The sequence below is a fragment of the Niallia sp. genome (genome assembly GCF_031978665.1).
GTDB lineage: Bacteria > Bacillota > Bacilli > Bacillales > Cytobacillaceae > Niallia.
On sequence record NZ_DALZDK010000016.1, the window covers coordinates 46,169 to 65,763 of the forward strand.

Consider the following 19,595-nt stretch of genomic DNA (forward strand, 5'->3'; position numbering starts at 1 on the left):
AAGCTAATACTGGATAGTCATCAAATACAGCAACGGAATTTCCTGTTCTTACTTCTTCATACATATTAGCAGAATCGTCAAAAGTTACGATTGAAAATCCATATTTATCTTTGATGCCTTCAGCAAAGCTAGCACCTTCTGTTCCTGTTTTAACAGCAACCTTTTGACCTTTTAAATCTTCATAAGAGGAAATGGTCTCATTATCACTATCAACCGCCATAATGATACCTGAATCAAAATAAGGATCAGAGAAATCAAACTTTAATTGTCTTTCTTCTGTGATGCTCATTCCCGCAATAACTGCATCCACTTGTTTAGATTCAAGTGCTTGTACAGCAGCGTTAAATCCAAGTGGCTTCATTTCATATTGGAAACCTTGGTCTTTCGCAATAGCAGCGATTAAGTCCATATCAATTCCAACGAAATCACCATTTACATCCTGAAATTCAAATGGTGCAAATGTAATATCTGTTGCGATCTGATATACTTTCTCCTTTGCTTCTGCTTTTGTTATGGGAGAAATAATACTCAATATAGTTAAGATAACTACAAAGAATAAAATAAATTTAGACATTCTTTTTTGCTTCATTCGTGTAACTCCTTTTCGCTTTTTTCTTGATATTTATAAAGTCCTGGATATCATATGTTAGATTATCTAACAAACACATAGTTAAAATAATACTAAACAATTGTGATATTGTACAGTTAGGAATATAAAGTGAATTTTTACCATTTTATCTTAAAGCAGTGGATTACAGATTGGAAAATGTGTTATACTTCAGGTACTTATAACGAAAGGGATGATGGGTGAACGATGAAGAACTAATCTTATTTTTTAAAAATTTGAATGAAATAAATTTCAAATTAAACAAAAATAGGATTAGTCTGCCCATTTCCATAAAACGCTTTTCAGTGTGTATCTCTAATGGTATGCACACAATTATTGGTCGATATGCACAGTTTTTTTGTATAGGATCAAGATGAACGAATGAGCAAATAATTAGGTATGGCTAATCCTTCCAAGAATAATTGGGAGGATTTTTTTTCTCCCTTCTCAGAAAGGGTTTGGTACAATGACAGAACTTTTAAAATTGGTGAATATCGGTTATGAAGTGTTGGATGTAACTATTTTCGAAAAAATAAATGCAAGTGTACAGCAGGGAGAGATTATTGGGATTATTGGCAAAAATGGTGCTGGAAAATCGACTTTATTGCAGTTGATAAACCAAGACATAGCTCCTATAGAAGGACATTTGAAGTGGATAAAGGAAAATCTGGCAATTAGAATGGTCGAACAAGAAATGGAAAACCATGACCTTATGGAAGAGAATTCTACCGAAATGAAGCTGCTGGAAAAATGGCAGGTGCCAACAAATGATTTTCAAAAAATGAGCGGTGGGGAAAAGTTAAAAGCAAGGCTTGCCAGAGGCTTTGCTATTGAAGCTGATTTACTGTTATTAGATGAACCAACCAATCATTTAGATGAGAACAGTATGGAACTACTTCAAGAGCAAATCAAAAAATATAAAGGCACAATTATCCTTGTTTCCCATGACCGTTATTTTCTAGATGCTGTTTCTACAAAGATTTGGTCTATTGAAAGTAAGAAGCTTATCGAGCATAAAGGGAACTACTCCAGTTATATGGAAGCGCGCGAACAGAAAAGATTAACCCAGCAGAGAGAATATGACAAACAACAAAAGAAGATTAAACAAGTCGAAGGGCAAATGAAAGAGATTACCTCTTGGTCGCAAAAGGCACATGCACAATCAACGAAACAAGAGTTTCCAAAAGAATATTATCGTGCAAAAGCGAAACGAATGGATGCCCAAGTGAAATCGAAGCAAAAACGATTGGAAAAAGAGCTGGAAAAAAACAAAGTAGAGCGTTTAGAAGAAGAGTATACGGTGTCTTTTTCGATTGAAGCGAATAAAAAGAAAGGAAAACGCTTCTTGGAGATCAAGGATTTATCAAAAGCATTTGGCTCTCGCGTTTTGTTTGAAAAGGGGAACGTCACGATTCAACATGGCGAGAAGATTGCCATTATTGGTCCAAATGGAAGTGGGAAGACAACCTTATTAAATATTATTTTAGGAAAAGAAAAGGCAGATGGAGATGTCTGGATTTCTCCATCTGCCAATATTGGGTATTTAACACAGGAAGTATTTGATCTTCCTTTAGAGGAAACACCAGCACAGTTGTTTTTTAAAGAGACGTTTGAAGAAAGAGGAAAAGTACAAACGTTAATGAAGCATTTAGGGTTTATGGCATCGCAATGGAAGGAACCGATAAAAAAGATGAGTATGGGAGAACGGGTAAAGTGTAAGTTAATGGCTTATATTTTGGAAGAAAAAGATGTGCTCATTCTAGATGAACCAACGAATCATCTTGATTTACCGTCCCGTGAACAATTGGAAGAAACGTTATCGCGCTATAATGGAACGCTCCTCGTCGTTTCCCATGACCGCTATTTCTTAGAGAAAATAATTACTAGTAAAATAGCCATAGTTGAAAGAACGATTCAAAGACAATGGACGGAATCTGGAGAACAGAAAAGAGATAATAAAGAAGAGCTCCGTTTAAAACTCGAAACAGAAAGACAAGAAGTCCTTGGAAAATTAAGCTTTATGACACCAAAGGATAAAGAATACGCAGAATTAGATAGAAAGTTTTTGAAATTGACCAAGCAAATTAAGGAGCTGAAGTAATGGTGAAGTGGGATTGGGGGACAGGTTCCTTGTCCCACTTTTTGATTGGTTGTAGGGGTTTGGCTCATATATAAGATGGTTTGGACAATAAAACGAAAATTTGGATCATATATGAGATGGTTTGGACAATAAAACAAAATTTTGGATCATATCCGGGTTCATAGGAATTCAATTTGTTAAAAAATGAATAACCCCAGCTATCGCCAACGAGACAATACCAATCAAACCAGTCGCCATAGAAATTTTTGTATTTAAGACACGATCTTCTTTCGTTTCTGTAATATGAGTATTTCTATGTTGCCGTCCATCTGGCCAGGCCCCAATCATTGTCACTGCGATGAAAATAGCGATGATGCCAACTACTAGAAAAAAAGTAAGCATGTTTTTTCCTCCATTCATTCATATTTGTTCCAAATATACGTTTCATTCTACCTTAAAGTTACAGAAATATATGATTATTTGTGCTTTAATAAGAAGAAAGAGGAGGAATGTGCATGAGAATACCTGATAAGCTACAAAAAGGCGATGAAATTCGAGTAATAGCACCTAGTCGAAGTGCGACAATTTTATCCGAAGAGGGAATGGAACAAGCAAAGAAAAGATTAGAAGACCTTGGTTTTGTTGTTACGTTCGGAAAGCATATTTTTGAATCGGATTTGCAGTTTTCCTCGACGATTGAACATAGGGTGGAAGACATTCATGATGCCTTTCGTGATAAAAAGGTGAAAGGAATATTAACTGTAATTGGTGGATTTAACAGCAATGAATTATTGCCATATTTAGATTATGACTTAATAAAAGACAATCCGAAGATCCTTTGTGGGTATAGTGATATTACTGCTTTAGCAGCAGCAATCACAACGAAGGCTGATTTTATTACATATTCTGGTCCCCATTTTTCCAGTTTTCAAATGGAAAAGCTACAAGAATACCAAACGGAATACTTTCAAAAATGCTTGATGGAATCAAAGAAATTCATCATAGAGCCTTCTGATGTATGGACAGATGATGCGTGGTATTTGGATCAAGAAAATCGCCAATTTGAACTAGGAGGATGGAAGGTATTCCAAGAGGGATATGCAAAAGGGCAATTGTTTGGTGGGAATCTGTGTACCTTAAATTTACTACAGGGAACAGAATACATGCCAAATCTGAAAGACAGCATCTTGTTTGTAGAAGATGATGAATTAACTATTCCTGAAACGTTCGCAAGAGATTTAACTTCTTTACTGCAGACGGCGGGCTCCATCCGAGCATTAGTGGTTGGTAGATTTCAACGAGCTTCTAAAATGTCAGAGGAGCAGCTATTATTTATTCTAGATAAACATCCTATTTTGAAACAAATCCCAGTCCTATATGATGTTGATTTTGGGCATATCCAGCCATTTTTTACTTTTCCAATTGGTGGAGAAGTAGAGATTGATACGAAGAAGCATGGAATAAAGATGACTTCTTTTTAAAAGGTGCAGAGGAGGAATCACCTTGGAGCTTAAAGAAAAAATAAAAAATTTGCCAGCGTCTCCAGGAGTGTATTTAATGAAGGACTCCTCTGGACAAATCATTTATGTCGGCAAATCAAAAAGGTTAAAAAATAGAGTTTCTTCTTATTTCCAGCATTCGAAAAATCGTGTTGGCAAAGTAGAGAAGCTTGTAAACCATATAAAGGATTTTGATTATCTCCTCACTGATACGGAATTTGAGGCATTGATGCTGGAGTGTAAATTAATAAAGGAAATTCAGCCGATGTACAATAGGATGATGAAGGCAACAAAAGCATATAACTATATCGTTTTTCGATGGAAGAAGGGAATCTACCATATGGAGATTGCCAATGAGATTGATAGGGACGACATTCATTATTACTTTGGTCCCTTCATTAGTAAAGGAACAGTAGAGAATGCGTTAAAAGGAATACAGGCATTTTATAAGATGGATTGTTCGCAGTCGATACCAAATAATAGTCCATGCTTAAATTATTCAATCGGAAAGTGTATGGGTATCTGCTTTGATCCAGTAGCCACAGAGACGTATCAACAAATTGTTCATCGTCTCCTTTCTTTATTTAAAAAAAGTGATTATAGAATAATAGAAGAAATGTCTGCAAAAATGATAGAAGCTTCCAGTAATTTTGAGTTTGAAAGGGCAGCAGAAATAAGAGATACCGTTGCGAAAATAAATGCGATTTTACAAACAGAAACAGTCGTAAATTTTATGAAAGAAAATCATCCAATCCTTGCAGTAGAATACTTAGATGACTACCGCATAAAACTGTTTTTTATTAGACGGAATGAAATTTTGTACCGGCAAATATATGAAGTGAATCATTTAAATATTCTAGAGGTGAAGAGGGAGATAAGCATATCCCTTACTGGGACCAATCCACAAATCGGTACTTTGGAAAAAGGGGAAATAGATGAAGCTTTTATTATTTATAAATATTTAAACAGCGACACTTGTAAGTATGAGGTTATTTCGGATGAGTGGTTAGGAAGTACGGAAAGTACTCTTTTTGAAATGGCTTTTGAAAGATTACTGATGTTATGAAGGGAAATAATCTCCAAGCAAGATATCCCAAATCAAAGGAGAAAATAAACATGCTGACAAAAGAACAAATTGCAGAAATAAAAGAGCTTAAGGATATTTGTGAGAAAGTGGAAGGCTATGAATTAAAGCTTAACTTCGATATGCTAGAAAACCGAAACGAGGAAAATAAAGAGGACTTTTTTCATTATGAAGACGGCAAGCTAGTTGGATTCTTAGGGAGCTATTATTTTGGAAGAAAAGTAGAGCTTTGTGGAATGGTACATCCAGATTATCGCAGAAAAGGGATATTTGCGAATTTATTGGAGGCTGGGATAGAAGAGTCAAGAAAGAGAAAGGCGAAGAGCGTTTTACTAAATGCCCCCGCTTCGTCACAAAGTGCAAAAGATTTTTTGAAAAATATCCCTTGTACATACGCTTTTTCAGAGCACCAAATGAAATGGCATAAGACAGAGTTAATGGAGGATACATCGATTTCTTTAAGAACATATGATTATGCTAAAGACAAAGAAGTAGAAATTCAGCTTGATGTCCTTGGATTTGGCATGGAGGAAGAGGATGCCCGTGCATATGTAGAGACAATAAAGGAACAGGATGCTCAACAACGCATGATTATTGAGGTAGATGGAAAAGTAGCTGGGAAAATCAGAGTTTCTGAAATGGATGGAGAAGCATGGATTTATGGCTTCGTTGTATTTCCAGAGCTTCGCGGGAAAGGAATTGGAAGAAGGGCATTATCGAAAGTGGTCAAAAGGGAACAGGAAAAAGGCTTTCTGGTTTTTTTAGATGTAGAAGCAAAAAATGCACGGGCTCTTAAGCTTTATGAGTCTTGTGGATTTAAAAGCTATCAATCCCAGGACTATTACGAAATATAAGTAACTTTTTGAAAGGAGGTATCCAAACTTAGAAACTGGTATACCTCCACTAATCTTTAGGTTAAAGGGAGTGTTGTAATACAAGTATTATCGTCTTTGAAAGTTGCGAATTCTGTTGTAGCCGTTTTGCCATTATAGGAGATGGTAATTTGATAATCCTTATTGCGAGGAAGCCATAAATCGATAAAACCATTTGACTGCGATGTTAATGGTTCATCCACATAAACATTTCCATCTCGATCTTCAATATATACAGTAAATTCCTTATTAGCCAATTCTCCACGACAACTAGCTAGATTATGGATAGCACATGGATGTGTATCTACTAAGTAGGGAGCAACCGATACGAAAAATTCATCTTGCGGCAATTGGTAAATAAACTCCTCCTTTTCAAGCGTACTTACGATTAGTGTATCGGAGCTAATCGATGCAGCAGCTGCTGATTTCTTGCCGGAACTAAAATCTTGGACGAGTTGCTTTACATCCTCGCTGTCCATTTTTTCATATTGATTATTTTGATTGATTAACAAAATGACGGTCACAGCAAATACTATCGTAATAACTATCGGTATGATTAGTTTCGTTTTCTTCATCTTAATCGCGTTCTTCCTTTCTAGTAACTGCTTTTTTTATTAAGATATCAAAATAAATCGAGAAATCATGAGAGAAAAATGGAGATTTTGTGAATTTTTCCGATTGAACAGAATGCCGTTCATGCTAGTTATGTAAAAAAATGTGAAAAAAGTCCTTTCTATCACTTGTGTATCTACCTATTTTCCTATAAAATTTGTAATAGAAACAAGAAAAAGGAAATTTTGATAGTATAATATTCGTTATTTCAATATAATAAAACGCTGTTTTCTAAAAGGAATGTTGTTTTTTCTATCGAAAAAAACAATTAGTTGGAAAAATGGAGCAGCTGGAATACACGTAGACGCCACGGGGATTAGCGAGACAGCTGAGACCCTGCAGGCCAAAGGCAGACCGCGGCTTTAGCGCGAGTCCCACGGAAAGCGAAGTGTATTCCGGCTGTGGGTATAGCAATAAATTTTACGAAAACAGCTAATAAAATGATAAAGGCAAATTCATCGAAAGGTGAAGACGCAAAGCTATAGGGACTAAGATCTTGGAGATTAAGTCAGCCAGTTACCGATTTATCTTTATAAATGGAAGGCTAATCGGTAGAAGATTAGCTTTTTTCTGTTATTTGGATAGTTGTAATATGCAGATGATAGTCTCACTAATTATAAGGTGAGGATGAAGATGGGGATATTCTACTTTTTCAGTGGTATAGTGGTTGGTATTTGCTTTTGGAAAATAAACGATAAGCGTAAATATAATAACTGGAAAGCGAAAATAGAAAAGGAAGATATTATGTTTCGCTTAGTAGAAAGCTCAAAGGATATTGTATACAGATATGAAGTAAAACCGCAAATGAGACATTCGTATATAAGTCCATCTGCGGATCACATTTTAGGAGATGGCATGGTCAAGGAAATCTATCGAAATCCGCATGTTCCTTTAGAGATTATCCATCCAGAAGATTATGATATTATGTTTAAAAAAATTACCGGACAAATTGATTACAGCAAACCTTTGATTCAACGAATGAGATGTTTAGACGGTACTTATAAATGGTTTGAGGAATATGCTACTCCTATATATGAACAAGGGGAGGTAGTAGCGATTCATGGAATTATTCGCAATATTGACGAGAAAGTAAGACTACGGCAGAATTTAGAATATCAACTGATTCATGATGCGCTGACAGAAGTGCATAATCGCTTTTACTTTGAACAAAAGATGGATGAATTTGATACAAAAGTAGATGAAGCAATCGCCATTATTTTATGCGACTTAGACGAACTAAAGCAGGTAAACGATAAATATGGACATAAACAAGGTGATGATCTAATCAAAGAAGCTGGAAAATTATTAAACGCTTTTTCTTCTCCATATCTTACAGTTTCTAGAATAGGCGGAGATGAGTTTGTATTATTAATCCAAGGAATGAACAAGGAAGAAATAGAAGAGTTATATAAAAGAATGTCCAGTGAATTAAGCGGCAATGAACAAAGTGAGAAGGATATGGCTGTGAAAATGTCCATTGGCTACGCTTTTGTTCCAAGCTCTCTTGGGAAAATGACCGCTTTATTTAAAGAAGCAGATGATAATATGTATCAAAATAAAATGAAGAAGAAGAAAAATACCATGCCTTATGGAAATAGAGTGCTTGCGAAGTAACTTTTTGAGGTAAGTCTTATATTGATAGGTAAAAACAGCTTTCATTACTTGAATGAAGGCTGTTTTTTTGATGATAATAGGAAAATGTTGTTCCTAAGAAGAAGCTCTACTTTTTGAGGTGCCCCAAAATCCTTTAGTATCATAAAAAACAAAATAGATTTTCTCCCCACCCCATATTAAAAAAATACAGAAGATATTAAAAGAGTACTATTGTTAACGCTTACAAATGGATGGTTATTCCCATACAATTTTAACTGTAAAGAAAAGAAAGAACCAAATTCAAAGGGGGAAAAATCAATGAAAAGATGGAAGTCCATATCCTTATTACTTGTAGTAATGCTAGTTGCGGCTCTTATGGGAGCTTGTAGCAACAGCACAGGTGGAAGTAGCAAGAAAATCAGTGTGGGAATTGTCTTGCCAACTAAAGATGAGCCACGTTGGGTACAGGATGAGCAGCGCTTTAAAGATGCGTTAAAAGACTCTGAATACACGACTGAAATTTTATTCAGCCAAGGTTCTTCTGCGAAAGAAAAAGAAAATGTGGAAACGTTAATTAATAAAGGGATTGAAGTACTTATTATTACTCCACAAGATGGAGCAGCAGCAGCGGCGGCTGTGGAGGCTGCTAAAAAAGATGGCATTAAAGTTATCTCTTATGACCGTCTGATTACTGACACAGATGCAGTCGACTACTACGTTACTTTTGACAGCGTGGCTGTTGGTGCTGCACAAGGGCAGTATTTGATTGATCATTCAGAAGGAAAGGACGTACCTTTGTATCTATATGCAGGAGCTGCTTCGGATAACAACGCCTTTTTATTCTTTGAGGGCGCATGGAGCGTACTTCAACCGAAAATTGCTGATGGAACATTCAAAATTGCTAACTCAGGAGAGGCAGAAAAGTTAAAAGATAAGCAAGAGCTTAGCCGTGATGAAATGAGTAAAATCTTAGGGCAGGTGACAACAAACTGGGATCCAAACGAAGCGAAAAATAAAGCGCAAACGCATTTAACAGCTGTAGGCACAGATATGAAGGGGGATGTTGCAGTCTTAGCACCTAACGATGGTACAGCCCGTGCAATTGCAGACGTATTTGCCTCTGATGGGGATATTTCGAGTTATCTTGTGACAGGTCAAGATGCAGAAAAAGCATCTATTCAATATGTGATTGATGGAAAGCAATCCATGACAGTATTTAAAGATGTTCGTACATTAGTAACGGATGCAATGGGGATTGCTGTCGATATCTTAGATGGAAAATCACCAGAAACTACAGGCTCTTATGATAATGGAGCGATTGAAGTAAGCGCGAAGCAAACAAATGTCATTGTTGTAGATAAAGATAATGTGCAAAAAGAATTAATTGACTCAGGCTATTACGAAGCAAGTGAATTTACAGGCTTAAAGTAATTTTATAGAAGAGGTTTCCCAAAAAAAGAGCTCGACCTCAATTGGCTATATCGATTGCTTCTGGCTTTAAATATACCAAGCGAGGTTGACCTTTCATCCATTCCCTTGTCAGCTTTTAAAGGAGGAAGAAAATGAGTGAATATATTCTCGAAATGAATGGGATTACAAAAGAATTTACAGGAGTAAAGGCATTAAGCGATGTGAATTTCAAAGTGAGTAAAGGAGAGATTCATTGTTTAATAGGGGAAAATGGAGCTGGTAAATCGACTTTAATGAAAGTATTAAGTGGAGTACACCCATATGGAACCTACGATGGCGATATTGTATTAGAAGAGGAGATTCAGCAGTTCCATAAAATTAGTGACAGTGTAAAAGTAGGTATTGTTATTATTTACCAGGAACTTGCTTTATTTCCCGACTTAACGGTGTATGAAAATATTTTTGCTGGAAATGAAGTGAAGCAAGGTGGAATGATCAATTGGAACCAAACGATTGTTGAATCGAAGAAATTATTAGAAAAAGTAAAGCTAGATGTTGCTCCAGATACACTTGTAAAGGATTTAAGTGTCGGAAAAAGGCAACTCATTGAAATTGCCAAGGCATTAAGTAAAGATGTAAAGCTGCTTATCCTAGATGAACCGACCGCTGCATTAAATGAAGATGACAGTGAAAATCTGCTCCAATTATTAAAGGAACTAAAAAAGCAAGGAATTACTTGTATTATGATTTCCCACAAGCTAAAGGAAGTTATCTCGATTGCAGATAAAGCAACTGTTCTTCGGGATGGGAAAACAATTTGTACCTTAGATGCTGTAAAAGGGGAAGTAACAGAAAATATTATTATTAAGAATATGGTTGGTAGAGAAATAGAAGATATTTATCCAAAACGAGATCAGAAAGAAAAAGGAAAAACTGTTTTAGAGCTAAAAAATTGGAGTGCCTTTGATCCTCAATTAGGGAGAGAAGTGGTAAAGAATATTAACATCCATGTAAAAAAAGGTGAAATCGTTGGAATTGCGGGATTGATGGGGTCAGGTCGAACAGAACTTGCATTAAGTATTTTTGGAAATGCCAAATCGTATAAAATTCAGGGTGAAATGCTCTTGAACGGGAAACGGCAAAAGCTTAAACATACAAGCGATGCCATTCAGGCAGGAATAGCGTATGTAACGGAAGATCGTAAAGGAGATGGATTATTCTTGCTGCAAGATATTAAGAGTAATATCTCTGCTGCTAATTTGAAAGAAATTGCGCAAAAAGGAGTCATTAATGAAAACGAGGAAATTAAGGTCGCTGACTCCTATAAAAAGTCGCTTCATATAAAAGCTTCATCGCTTGAACAGCTCGCAGGTAATTTAAGTGGAGGGAATCAGCAGAAGGTCTCACTTGGAAAATGGCTATTTGTTGCCCCAAAGCTATTAATCTTAGATGAACCAACCCGAGGCATTGATGTTGGTGCTAAATTTGAAATTTATACTGTTATGAATAAGTTAATTGAAGAAGGGTTAAGCATCATCATGATTTCTTCTGAGCTAGGAGAGGTGCTTGGCATGAGTGATAGAGTATATGTCATGGCGCAAACAGAATTAAAAGGTGAATTGAATATAAAAGAGGCTAATCAAGAAAACATTATGCAACTGGCAACACAATAGGGAGGGTGGAATGAATATGTACCAAGAAGCAAAAACACTTATTCGAGCCAATATTCGTGATTATGGAATGTATATCGCTTTGTTTGTTATTATTCTTACTTTTACGATTATGACAGACGGATTATTTATTTCTTCGCGTAATATAAGTAATTTACTAGATTCAGCAGGATATATAGCAGTGCTTGCAGTTGCGATGACATTGATTATTGTTATTCGTCATATTGATTTATCTGTTGGATATGTTGCTGGATTTCTTGGGGCGATTGCTGCAATCCTACTGACACAGGCAGGGGTTTCCGTGTATATTACCATCCCTATCATTCTCATACTTGGGATTGTGGTAGGGTTATTTAACGGGCTGTTAGTAGCACAAGTAGGAATACCATCCTTTGTGGCTACCTTAGCAGGTATGCTGATTTTTCGCGGTGCTTTATTGCAAGTAACGGAAAAAACGGGAACCATTATCATTCAAAATGATACATTTAATGCGATTGGAAATGGATATATACCATCTATTCTTGAAGTAAATGGACTTCATTTCTTATCTTTATTGGTGGGATTAGTAGGAATTCTTATCTATATTTATAGTGAAATAACAAATAGACGCAACAAATTAAAATATCAATTTGAAGTGCTGTCTAAACCAATGTTTATTTTAAAATTAGCATTTGTTTCTGTAATCATTGCCTATATTACATGGATTCTTGCTGGGTATAACGGATTTTCTTGGACTGTTATTATCATGCTTGCAGTTGTTTTTTTGTATCATTTCTTGACTACGAAAACAGTACTTGGAAGACATATTTATGCAGTTGGAAGTAATCCAGAAGCTGCTCACCTTAGTGGGATTAATGTGAAAAAGATTACCTATATTGTTTTTGGATCCATGGGAATGATGGCAGCATTATCTGGTATTTTATTTACGGCTCGTCTCCAATCTGCTACAACAACAGCTGGTACTCTATTCGAGTTAGATGCAATTGCAGCTGCTTATGTAGGAGGAGTTTCAGCTGCCGGAGGAGTTGGAAAAGTAACAGGTGCTATTATTGGTGCAATTGTTATGGCATCTCTTTCAAGTGGAATGAATTTACTAGGAGTTGGCATCTCTTATCAATATATGATTAGAGGGGGAGTTTTAGCAGGCGCGGTTATTTTTGATGTTATGACGCGAAAGTCAAAATAAACTAGGAGGAGAGACTGCTGTCTCTCCTATTTCTACCTTTTTACCAGACAAGCTGCTGCCTCGTTTTTCTTCCATTCCATGTTGCTGTAATTTTCCTAAATAAATGACATTTCTTTTCCAGTGAACAAGTATTGTACTATTTTCAAAGGATGCTATGATGAGTTTGTAGGATACATTTTAATGGAAGGAGATTGGTCTTTTGCGAAAAACGATTATGGTTATATTTTTAACGGTCATTTTTATTCTTTGTTATTTTACATTTGATTCGGCAAGAAATGTTTTTCGTGCGGATTGGCAATTTCCCTCTGATATGGTTAACAATCAAGATCAGCAACGTCTTGTTTTAATCACACAAGAAAGAGATACCCCCTTTTGGGATAAAGTAGCACAAGGGGCGAAAAAACAAGCAGAATTAGAAGATGTTAGTCTTGAAGTATGGGGGAGCTATGGAAATAATCAGGAAGATTTTCTGAAAAACATCGAAATAGCGATTCAATCGAAAGTAGATGGAATTATCGTTCAAGGATTGGATACAGATGAGTTTAAGAATTTGACTAAAATAAAAGCCTCTTTTTATGGAATTCCCATTATTACTGTTGCAAATGATGTTCCGATAGCTGACAGTTTGCGAAGAACTTATGTAGGATCAGATCAATTTTTCGCTGGAAAAATGATTGCGGAGCAACTAGTAAGTGATATGGGAAAAAAGGGAAAGGTTGTTCTCATGCTTGACTCCCAGGAGGAATATTTTCAAAAACAGCGATTAAATGGTATAGAGGAGATACTTAAACAATATAAAGATATTAACGTTGTCTATGCAAAAACGATTGACACAACGAAAGAGCAGGTAGTCCTAGCAACACAAGATATTTTAAATAAGGAGCCTGATACGAATGCATTCATCGCTATTAATGCAAATGTTTTAGGAACTTTGGTTAAAGAAATAAGTAAGCGTTATCAAATCACCCCATATTATTTATATTCCTTTGATGATGGACCTGAATCTATCTCGCTATTAGAGGCAGGGACCTTGGATGCCATGGTGGAACAATCTCCGGAAACAATGGGAGAAAAGAGTGTCCAACTAATGCTGGAATGGCTGAATGGTGAAAAAGTCCCGTTAGATAAAAATGGCTATCTAACAGATGTAAAGATACAGAAAGCGGAAACTACATATGAATAGTATTCAAAAAAAAATTCTACTGCTCACAACAATTGTCTTGATTATCATGTCCATCATTTGGATAGCACTTACTTATTACAATCACAAAACACAACAGCAATATAATGAGATTTTGCAACGTTATTTAAAGCTTAACGAAGTCACTTCTAGTAGCCAGAATGTAATCACTGATTTAAATAACTACATGATAAATCCATCTGACGTGAATATGTCGAAGCTTAATCAAAGCAAGAAAAGAATGGAAGAAGCAAAACAAGGGGTCGTTACGCTAAGAAACGTAGAAAATGATTTTACCTTAACAAACTATGTTCATTTAATTGATAGTTTTATCGAAACAACCAATCGGCTCCTGCTATTTTTATCAGAAAACGACAGTGAATCGGCTGCCCAGGAGTTCTCTGAAGTTACGAGCATATCAACATATATTTCAGAGATGTCCTTATCCTTAGTTGATACAGAGCTTAAAACCTATGATCGTTTTTATCGAGGCATTATAAAGCAGTCAGGTGAAGTGATGAAACTTGGAATCTTCCTTTTATTATTAATCATGTGCGTCTTATTTTTGGTAACATACTGGTTTTCATTAACTATAACTAGACCGATATTTAAGCTAACGCAGGCAGCGAATGAATTGTCTAAAGGCCGATTTGATTTGCAGGTAAAAGTAGAGACAAAGGATGAGATTGCTTTTCTAGCAAGAACCTTCGATAGAATGAGAAAGAACATTAATGTGCTAATTTCAGAAATAAAACATAAAGCACAGCTAGAACATGAATTACAGCAGAGCAAAATATTGCTGCAAGAAAGCCAGTTTAAAAGTCTACAGAGTCAAATCAGTCCCCATTTTCTCTTTAATACCTTAAATACGATATCAAAAAAGGCTTATTTAGAAGGTTCAGAAGAAACAAGTGATTTATTAGTTAGTGTGGCAGGAATTCTTAGATACAATTTAAAGCAATTAGATCGGTCGGTGACGCTCCGAGAGGAAATAATGGTTTTAAGGCAATATATGGATATACAAAAAGCAAGATTTACAGACAGATTGCGTTTTTTTATGGAGATAGATGAATGCTGTCTAGATTGGAAAATTCCGTCGTTAACATTACAGCCAATTATTGAAAATGCAGTTATTCATGCAGTGGAACCAAATGAGGATGGCGGAACGATTTGGGCCCGAGTAATAGATGAGAAGGATAGAGTCCTAATCGAAATCGAAGACGATGGGATTGGAATACCAAAGGATAAAATACAACAATTGCTTACAGAAGATTTACAGCCTCTTGAAAAGGAATCAAAAGGCATTGGAATAGGGTTTAGCAATGTAGTAAAAAGACTACGACTTTTTTTTGGAAATGAAGATGTCCTAATGATTAAGAGTGAGATTGGCTCGGGAACTAAGGTGATTATTCAAATAAAAAAATAGGGTGTGGGATGATGATAAAACTCCTCATTGTAGATGACGAACAATTAGAGAGAGAAGGAATGGAGGCAATTATAAAAAAAGGTTTTCCTGATACAAAGATAATGCAAGCAAAAAATGGAAAAATGGCAATTGAATTAGCAGAAACATTTCGACCTGATTTAATTTTAATGGATATTAAAATGCCAGGTCTCAATGGCTTAGAAGCGATTGAAAGGATTACTGCAAGCAATTCTATGATTCGATTTATTATGGTAACTGCTTTTGATACGTTTGAATATATGCGTCAAGCGATTAAGCTAGGTGTGAAGGATTATATTCTTAAACCGAGTCGAGCAAGTGAAATAATCACAACGGTTGGCAAGGTTTTTCAGCAGATTAAAGAGGAACATAGAGTATCTATTGTCAGAAAGTATCAAGAAGAAGCTTTTTTGAAAGCGTTATCTCTGGTGGAAACAGATGTCGTGACACAATTATTATTTGATCATGTCCACGAAGTACATGTGGATATGCTTGTTGAAATGTTAGAGACGCCATCTACACAGGAAATGTTTGTCATGCTAGTACTAATGCCAACGGGGGCAGAGTCCCTCTATTCGATTATAAAAGAGAAAATTAGAGAAACGAAAAGCTGCTGGATAGGTGCCCTTTATGGCAGCCATCTTCCTATTATTGTGTTTAGAGACGACAAGGTATCTTATCGTTCACAGGCAACTGTTCTAGCCCACCAAGTACGATCCATTGTTAAAGGTACGAAGAATGCAGATTGTTTTATTGGAATCGGAAATGTTTCCTCTTCCTTAGAGAAGGTACGCCAATCATACCATGAGGCCCTTTTTGCGACAATGGATCTTTCCTTAACGGTAAAATATCGTTTTTATTCAGATGAAACTCCGCTTTCAAATGATTCCTTGAGTGGAAGGCTAACAGAACATCGGAAAAAGGAATTTGCAGACCAAATTCGAATGGGACAGTGGGAGAATATACGAAAATATATTTTATATGTTTTGCAGCACTATGAAAAAGAAGAGGCAGATGTGTTGCATACTCAGCAACGAATATTAGAAATTCTCTGGATTGTATCGCGTGTGATGGAAGAGATGGGAATAGAGACATATACACCTTTATATGAATATAAGCCCGTAAATTATCGGGAATTACAAGTAGAAACAACGAGATTGCTTGATGAAATGGTTCATTCTTTTAGACAAAGAACAGATCGATTGGAAGCAGATACGATTCATCAGTTGAAGCAATATATCCTTGCCCATTCCCAAGAGGATATATCTTTAGATTCATTGGCTAGGAAAGTCGGTCTTAGTCCCATTTATATAAGCAAAATTTTTAAAGAAAAGCAAGGCGTTAACTATATTGATTTCTTAACGGAATGTCGAATTGAAAAGGCAAAGGAATTAATAAGAGATACGGATAAAAGCATAAAAGAAATTACCTTTGAAGTCGGCTACCATGATCCGAACTATTTTAGCAAAGTCTTTAAAAAGCTGTGCAATATGTCACCTAAGGAATATCGGAAGTTATTTTTAGTGAATAAAACATCCTAGTTCCTGTATAAAGAATAGAGGAAAACATCGAATAATTATGGGAGAGAGATAGATGAAAGGAATTGGAAAACAATCATTGTTAATTCTTATGTTAATATGCTTGGCAGGTATCTTTTCTGGCTGTTATAAGGAACAAGGAATAGAAGACAGTCAATCTCTATCCAAGCCTTCATCCAAAACAACAAAAACGGAAGAAGGGAACAAAAAGCTTAAAATAGGATTTTCGATGGATACTTTGAAAGAAGATAGATGGAGAAGAGACAGAGATTTATTTAGAGAAGCCGTAGAAGAATTAGGTGCAGAAGTAGAAAGTGTTGCAGCGAATGGAGATGATGCTTTGCAAATTCTGCAGGCAGAAACGTTAATAAGCAAGGGGGTCGACTTATTAGTAGTAGTCCCACATAATGCAGAAGCAATGGCAGCAATTGTCAAAAAAGCTCATTCTTCTGGAATAAAGGTTCTCTCGTATGATCGATTAATAAAAAATGCCGAAGTCGATTTATATATTTCCTTTGATAATGAAATGGTTGGAATATTGCAGGCGGAAGCAATTACTGAAATAGTGCCAAAAGGGAAGTATGTATACATTGGTGGAGCAGATACGGATAATAATGCTCACCTTATTAAAAGAGGAGTCTTTAAAGTTTTAAAACCTTTTATAGATAGAGGAGATATTACCATAGTGTATGATCAATGGTCAAAAAACTGGGATCCAGAATATGCATACAGCAATATGGAAGAGGCTTTAAAAGCAAATGACAATAAAATAGATGCTGTTATCGCTGCAAACGATGCAACAGCTGGAAGTGCCATTAAAGCCATGAAAAAACATGGACTAGATGGAAAAATTCCTGTTGCTGGACAAGATGGCGATCTTCCGGCAACGCAACGGATAGTCCAAGGCACTCAAACTATGACTGTATATAAGCCAATTAAAGCTTTGGCAGAAGAAGTAGCGCAAATTGCTGTTCAGATGGCAAATGGAGAAAGGATTCCAGTTGAAAATAAAGTAAATAATGGCAAAGTAGAAGTTCCGACTATCTTGCTTTCTCCTGTTGCTGTAACAAAAGAAAATATGGACGAAACAATCATAAAAGATGATTTTCATTCAAAGGAAGAAGTTTATAAAAAGTAACCTATTTCTCTCCTCTAAAGAGTGAATGCATGTTCCATTTGTTTAAAAGGGTATAATAGAAATATCCATAATAACGATTAGAAGGGAGCTAATATGAGTAATAGTGAAATGAAAATAAATGCTGGCTGGAATTTTGATAATAGCTATACCCGTCTTCCCGCTGTTTTTTATTCAAAGATGACATTGAACCCTGTCAACTCGCCAAGTCTAATCAAGCTAAATCATGAGTTGGCAAAATCATTAGGATTGAATAGTGAACAATTGCAACGTCCAGAGGTGATACAAGAATTAAGCGGGAATAAGATTCCGGAAGGCGGATTTCCTCTTGCTCAAGCTTACGTAGGTCACCAATTTGGTCACCCAACGATGCTTGGTGATGGAAGGGCAATGCTTATCGGGGAGCAGATTACGCCATCAGGGCATAGATTTGATATCCAATTAAAAGGGTCTGGTCGCACTCAATATTCTCGAGGTGGGGATGGGAGAGCCGCTCTTAAGCCGATGTTAAGAGAATATATAATAAGTGAAGCAATGTATGGGCTTGGCATACCAACAACTAGAAGTCTCGCGGTCGTGGCAACTGGAGAAAAGATTGTTCGTGAAGCAGAGTTGCCAGGGGCCATTTTAACAAGAGTTGCAGCAAGCCATCTCCGAGTTGGTACCTTTCAATATGCAGCTTCCCTAGATTCGAAAAAGGATCTTAAAGCTCTTGCGGATTATGCAATTGATCGTCATTTCCCTATGATCGAGAAAGAAGGGAATCCCTATTTAGCTATGTTTAAAGAAGTGATTAAACGCCAAGCAGCCTTAATCGCCAAATGGCAGTTGGTTGGTTTTATCCATGGCGTAATGAATACAGATAATATGACAATCAGCGGGGAAACGATTGACTACGGTCCATGTGCTTTTATGGATAGCTTTCATTTAGATACGGTTTTTAGCTCCATCGATGTCCAAGGTCGGTATGCATATGGAAATCAACCAAAAATTGGAGGCTGGAATCTGGCCAGATTTGCGGAGGCATTGCTGCCATTATTCCATGATAATGTGGAAAAGGCAGTGGAACTGGCACAAAAAGAACTATATGAATTTAATACATTCTATCAACAGCATTGGCTTGACGGCATGAGAGGCAAGCTAGGATTAGAAGCGGAAGAAGACGAAAAAGATGGAGAACTAATTGAGAAGCTCCTTGGCATCATGCAAAATAATCAAGCAGACTATACGGATACTTTTCGTTCTTTGACATTAGGAGAAGTAGAAAAAATCGACGTAAGCAAAAATCAAGCATTTATCGATTGGCACAAGACTTGGAAAGAAAGAATAAAGAGTCAGGAAGGTGGAGAGGAAAACGCCCGTGAACGGATGAAAAAACATAATCCAGTCGTTATTCCTCGAAACCATCTGGTAGAAGCTGCCCTTGATGCGGCAGAAGACGGAGATTTAAGTGTAATGGAAGAATTATTACAAATGCTTTCTAATCCTTATGCTTATACAAAAGAACAAATAGAATACGGAGTAGCCCCACAAAAGGTGAATCCTTCTTATCAAACATATTGTGGGACATGATAAAGATTGTTAAAGAGAAAGGAACTGTCTTTTTATTGTTGTCTATTCCAAAAGGTAACAGAGAGGCGCTCTCTGAGCCCGAGCGCAAGAAAAATAACTGGAAAAGGTAACAG

The 19,595-nt window shown here is 36.3% G+C and carries 15 protein-coding genes, 1 pseudogene and 1 riboswitch; of the genes and pseudogenes, 13 read left to right on the forward strand and 3 right to left on the reverse strand.

Going from position 1 to position 19,595, the window contains the following annotated elements; all coding sequences use genetic code 11:
• Nucleotides 1-589 (reverse strand): annotated as a pseudogene (locus tag RTL21_RS10605) (transporter substrate-binding domain-containing protein); the annotation flags it as partial.
• 484 nt (nucleotides 590-1,073) lie between these two features.
• On the opposite strand from RTL21_RS10605, the gene abc-f reads away from it, so the two are divergent.
• Entirely contained in the window at nucleotides 1,074-2,708 is a 1,635-nt protein-coding gene (gene abc-f, locus RTL21_RS10610) for a ribosomal protection-like ABC-F family protein (protein ID WP_312095853.1), read from the forward strand.
• Nucleotides 2,709-2,876: 168 nt separating this feature from the next.
• On the opposite strand, the gene RTL21_RS10615 is transcribed toward abc-f, so the two are convergent.
• On the reverse strand, nucleotides 2,877-3,089 hold the full coding sequence (locus RTL21_RS10615) for a DUF5316 family protein (RefSeq protein WP_312095854.1): 213 nt from the start codon (nucleotides 3,087-3,089) through the stop codon (nucleotides 2,877-2,879).
• 113 nt (nucleotides 3,090-3,202) lie between these two features.
• On the opposite strand from RTL21_RS10615, the gene RTL21_RS10620 reads away from it, so the two are divergent.
• From RTL21_RS10620 to RTL21_RS10630, 3 genes are read left to right on the forward strand one after another with little or no spacing between them, the layout of a single operon-like run.
• Complete coding sequence (locus RTL21_RS10620) at nucleotides 3,203-4,168, forward strand: S66 family peptidase (protein WP_312095855.1); 966 nt, start codon at nucleotides 3,203-3,205, stop codon at nucleotides 4,166-4,168.
• A 22-nt stretch (nucleotides 4,169-4,190) separates the two neighbouring features.
• Complete coding sequence (locus RTL21_RS10625) at nucleotides 4,191-5,252, forward strand: UvrB/UvrC motif-containing protein (RefSeq protein ID WP_312095856.1); 1,062 nt, start codon at nucleotides 4,191-4,193, stop codon at nucleotides 5,250-5,252.
• A gap of 50 nt (nucleotides 5,253-5,302) precedes the next feature.
• Complete coding sequence (locus RTL21_RS10630; protein WP_312095857.1) at nucleotides 5,303-6,124, forward strand: GNAT family N-acetyltransferase; 822 nt, start codon at nucleotides 5,303-5,305, stop codon at nucleotides 6,122-6,124.
• A gap of 56 nt (nucleotides 6,125-6,180) precedes the next feature.
• Here RTL21_RS10630 and RTL21_RS10635 read toward each other — a convergent pair whose 3' ends face one another.
• The gene (locus tag RTL21_RS10635) at nucleotides 6,181-6,717 is read right to left on the reverse strand and encodes a CueP family metal-binding protein (RefSeq protein ID WP_312095858.1); all 537 of its coding nucleotides are present in this window, start codon (nucleotides 6,715-6,717) and stop codon (nucleotides 6,181-6,183) included.
• Nucleotides 6,718-7,192: 475 nt separating this feature from the next.
• Nucleotides 7,193-7,278: riboswitch (cyclic di-GMP riboswitch) on the forward strand.
• A gap of 109 nt (nucleotides 7,279-7,387) precedes the next feature.
• Between RTL21_RS10635 and RTL21_RS10640 the strand changes: the two genes are divergently transcribed.
• From RTL21_RS10640 to RTL21_RS10680, 9 genes are all read left to right on the forward strand, one after another.
• Nucleotides 7,388-8,368, forward strand: a complete 981-nt coding sequence (locus tag RTL21_RS10640; RefSeq protein WP_312095859.1) for a sensor domain-containing diguanylate cyclase — start codon at nucleotides 7,388-7,390, stop codon at nucleotides 8,366-8,368.
• Nucleotides 8,369-8,665: 297 nt separating this feature from the next.
• Nucleotides 8,666-9,778: a sugar ABC transporter substrate-binding protein gene (locus RTL21_RS10645; RefSeq protein WP_312095860.1), complete on the forward strand. Its 1,113-nt coding sequence runs from the start codon at nucleotides 8,666-8,668 to the stop codon at nucleotides 9,776-9,778.
• Nucleotides 9,779-9,909: 131 nt separating this feature from the next.
• Nucleotides 9,910-11,430: an ATP-binding cassette domain-containing protein gene (locus tag RTL21_RS10650; protein ID WP_312095861.1), complete on the forward strand. Its 1,521-nt coding sequence runs from the start codon at nucleotides 9,910-9,912 to the stop codon at nucleotides 11,428-11,430.
• 10 nt (nucleotides 11,431-11,440) lie between these two features.
• The gene (locus tag RTL21_RS10655; RefSeq protein WP_312095862.1) at nucleotides 11,441-12,613 is read left to right on the forward strand and encodes a sugar ABC transporter permease; all 1,173 of its coding nucleotides are present in this window, start codon (nucleotides 11,441-11,443) and stop codon (nucleotides 12,611-12,613) included.
• 199 nt (nucleotides 12,614-12,812) lie between these two features.
• Nucleotides 12,813-13,796 (forward strand): sugar ABC transporter substrate-binding protein, encoded by a 984-nt coding sequence (locus tag RTL21_RS10660; protein ID WP_312095863.1) that lies wholly within the window; start codon nucleotides 12,813-12,815, stop codon nucleotides 13,794-13,796.
• Nucleotides 13,789-15,219 carry a sensor histidine kinase gene (locus RTL21_RS10665; RefSeq protein ID WP_312095864.1) on the forward strand — a complete coding sequence of 477 codons (1,431 nt, stop codon included), beginning with the start codon at nucleotides 13,789-13,791 and terminating at the stop codon, nucleotides 15,217-15,219. The genes RTL21_RS10660 and RTL21_RS10665 overlap by 8 nt, the downstream gene beginning before the upstream one ends.
• Before the next feature lie 11 nt (nucleotides 15,220-15,230).
• The gene (locus RTL21_RS10670; RefSeq protein ID WP_312095865.1) at nucleotides 15,231-16,778 is read left to right on the forward strand and encodes a response regulator; all 1,548 of its coding nucleotides are present in this window, start codon (nucleotides 15,231-15,233) and stop codon (nucleotides 16,776-16,778) included.
• A gap of 52 nt (nucleotides 16,779-16,830) precedes the next feature.
• Entirely contained in the window at nucleotides 16,831-17,913 is a 1,083-nt protein-coding gene (gene xylF / locus RTL21_RS10675) for a D-xylose ABC transporter substrate-binding protein (protein WP_312095866.1), read from the forward strand.
• Between the two features lie 93 nt (nucleotides 17,914-18,006).
• Nucleotides 18,007-19,482 carry a protein adenylyltransferase SelO gene (locus tag RTL21_RS10680; RefSeq protein ID WP_312095867.1) on the forward strand — a complete coding sequence of 492 codons (1,476 nt, stop codon included), beginning with the start codon at nucleotides 18,007-18,009 and terminating at the stop codon, nucleotides 19,480-19,482.
• Nucleotides 19,483-19,595: the final 113 nt, after the last annotated feature.

Excerpts from the sequence above, each read along its gene's own strand:
- abc-f (WP_312095853.1), top strand. The coding sequence starts at position 1,074 with ATGACAGAACTTTTAAAATTGGTGAATATCGGTTATGAAGTGTTGGAT.
- RTL21_RS10615 (WP_312095854.1), bottom strand. The coding sequence starts at position 3,089 with ATGCTTACTTTTTTTCTAGTAGTTGGCATCATCGCTATTTTCATCGCA.
- RTL21_RS10620 (WP_312095855.1), top strand. The coding sequence starts at position 3,203 with ATGAGAATACCTGATAAGCTACAAAAAGGCGATGAAATTCGAGTAATA.
- RTL21_RS10630 (WP_312095857.1), top strand. The coding sequence starts at position 5,303 with ATGCTGACAAAAGAACAAATTGCAGAAATAAAAGAGCTTAAGGATATT.
- RTL21_RS10635 (WP_312095858.1), bottom strand. The coding sequence starts at position 6,717 with ATGAAGAAAACGAAACTAATCATACCGATAGTTATTACGATAGTATTT.
- RTL21_RS10640 (WP_312095859.1), top strand. The coding sequence starts at position 7,388 with ATGGGGATATTCTACTTTTTCAGTGGTATAGTGGTTGGTATTTGCTTT.
- RTL21_RS10645 (WP_312095860.1), top strand. The coding sequence starts at position 8,666 with ATGAAAAGATGGAAGTCCATATCCTTATTACTTGTAGTAATGCTAGTT.
- RTL21_RS10650 (WP_312095861.1), top strand. The coding sequence starts at position 9,910 with ATGAGTGAATATATTCTCGAAATGAATGGGATTACAAAAGAATTTACA.
- RTL21_RS10655 (WP_312095862.1), top strand. The coding sequence starts at position 11,441 with ATGAATATGTACCAAGAAGCAAAAACACTTATTCGAGCCAATATTCGT.
- RTL21_RS10665 (WP_312095864.1), top strand. The coding sequence starts at position 13,789 with ATGAATAGTATTCAAAAAAAAATTCTACTGCTCACAACAATTGTCTTG.
- RTL21_RS10670 (WP_312095865.1), top strand. The coding sequence starts at position 15,231 with ATGATAAAACTCCTCATTGTAGATGACGAACAATTAGAGAGAGAAGGA.
- xylF (WP_312095866.1), top strand. The coding sequence starts at position 16,831 with ATGAAAGGAATTGGAAAACAATCATTGTTAATTCTTATGTTAATATGC.
- RTL21_RS10680 (WP_312095867.1), top strand. The coding sequence starts at position 18,007 with ATGAGTAATAGTGAAATGAAAATAAATGCTGGCTGGAATTTTGATAAT.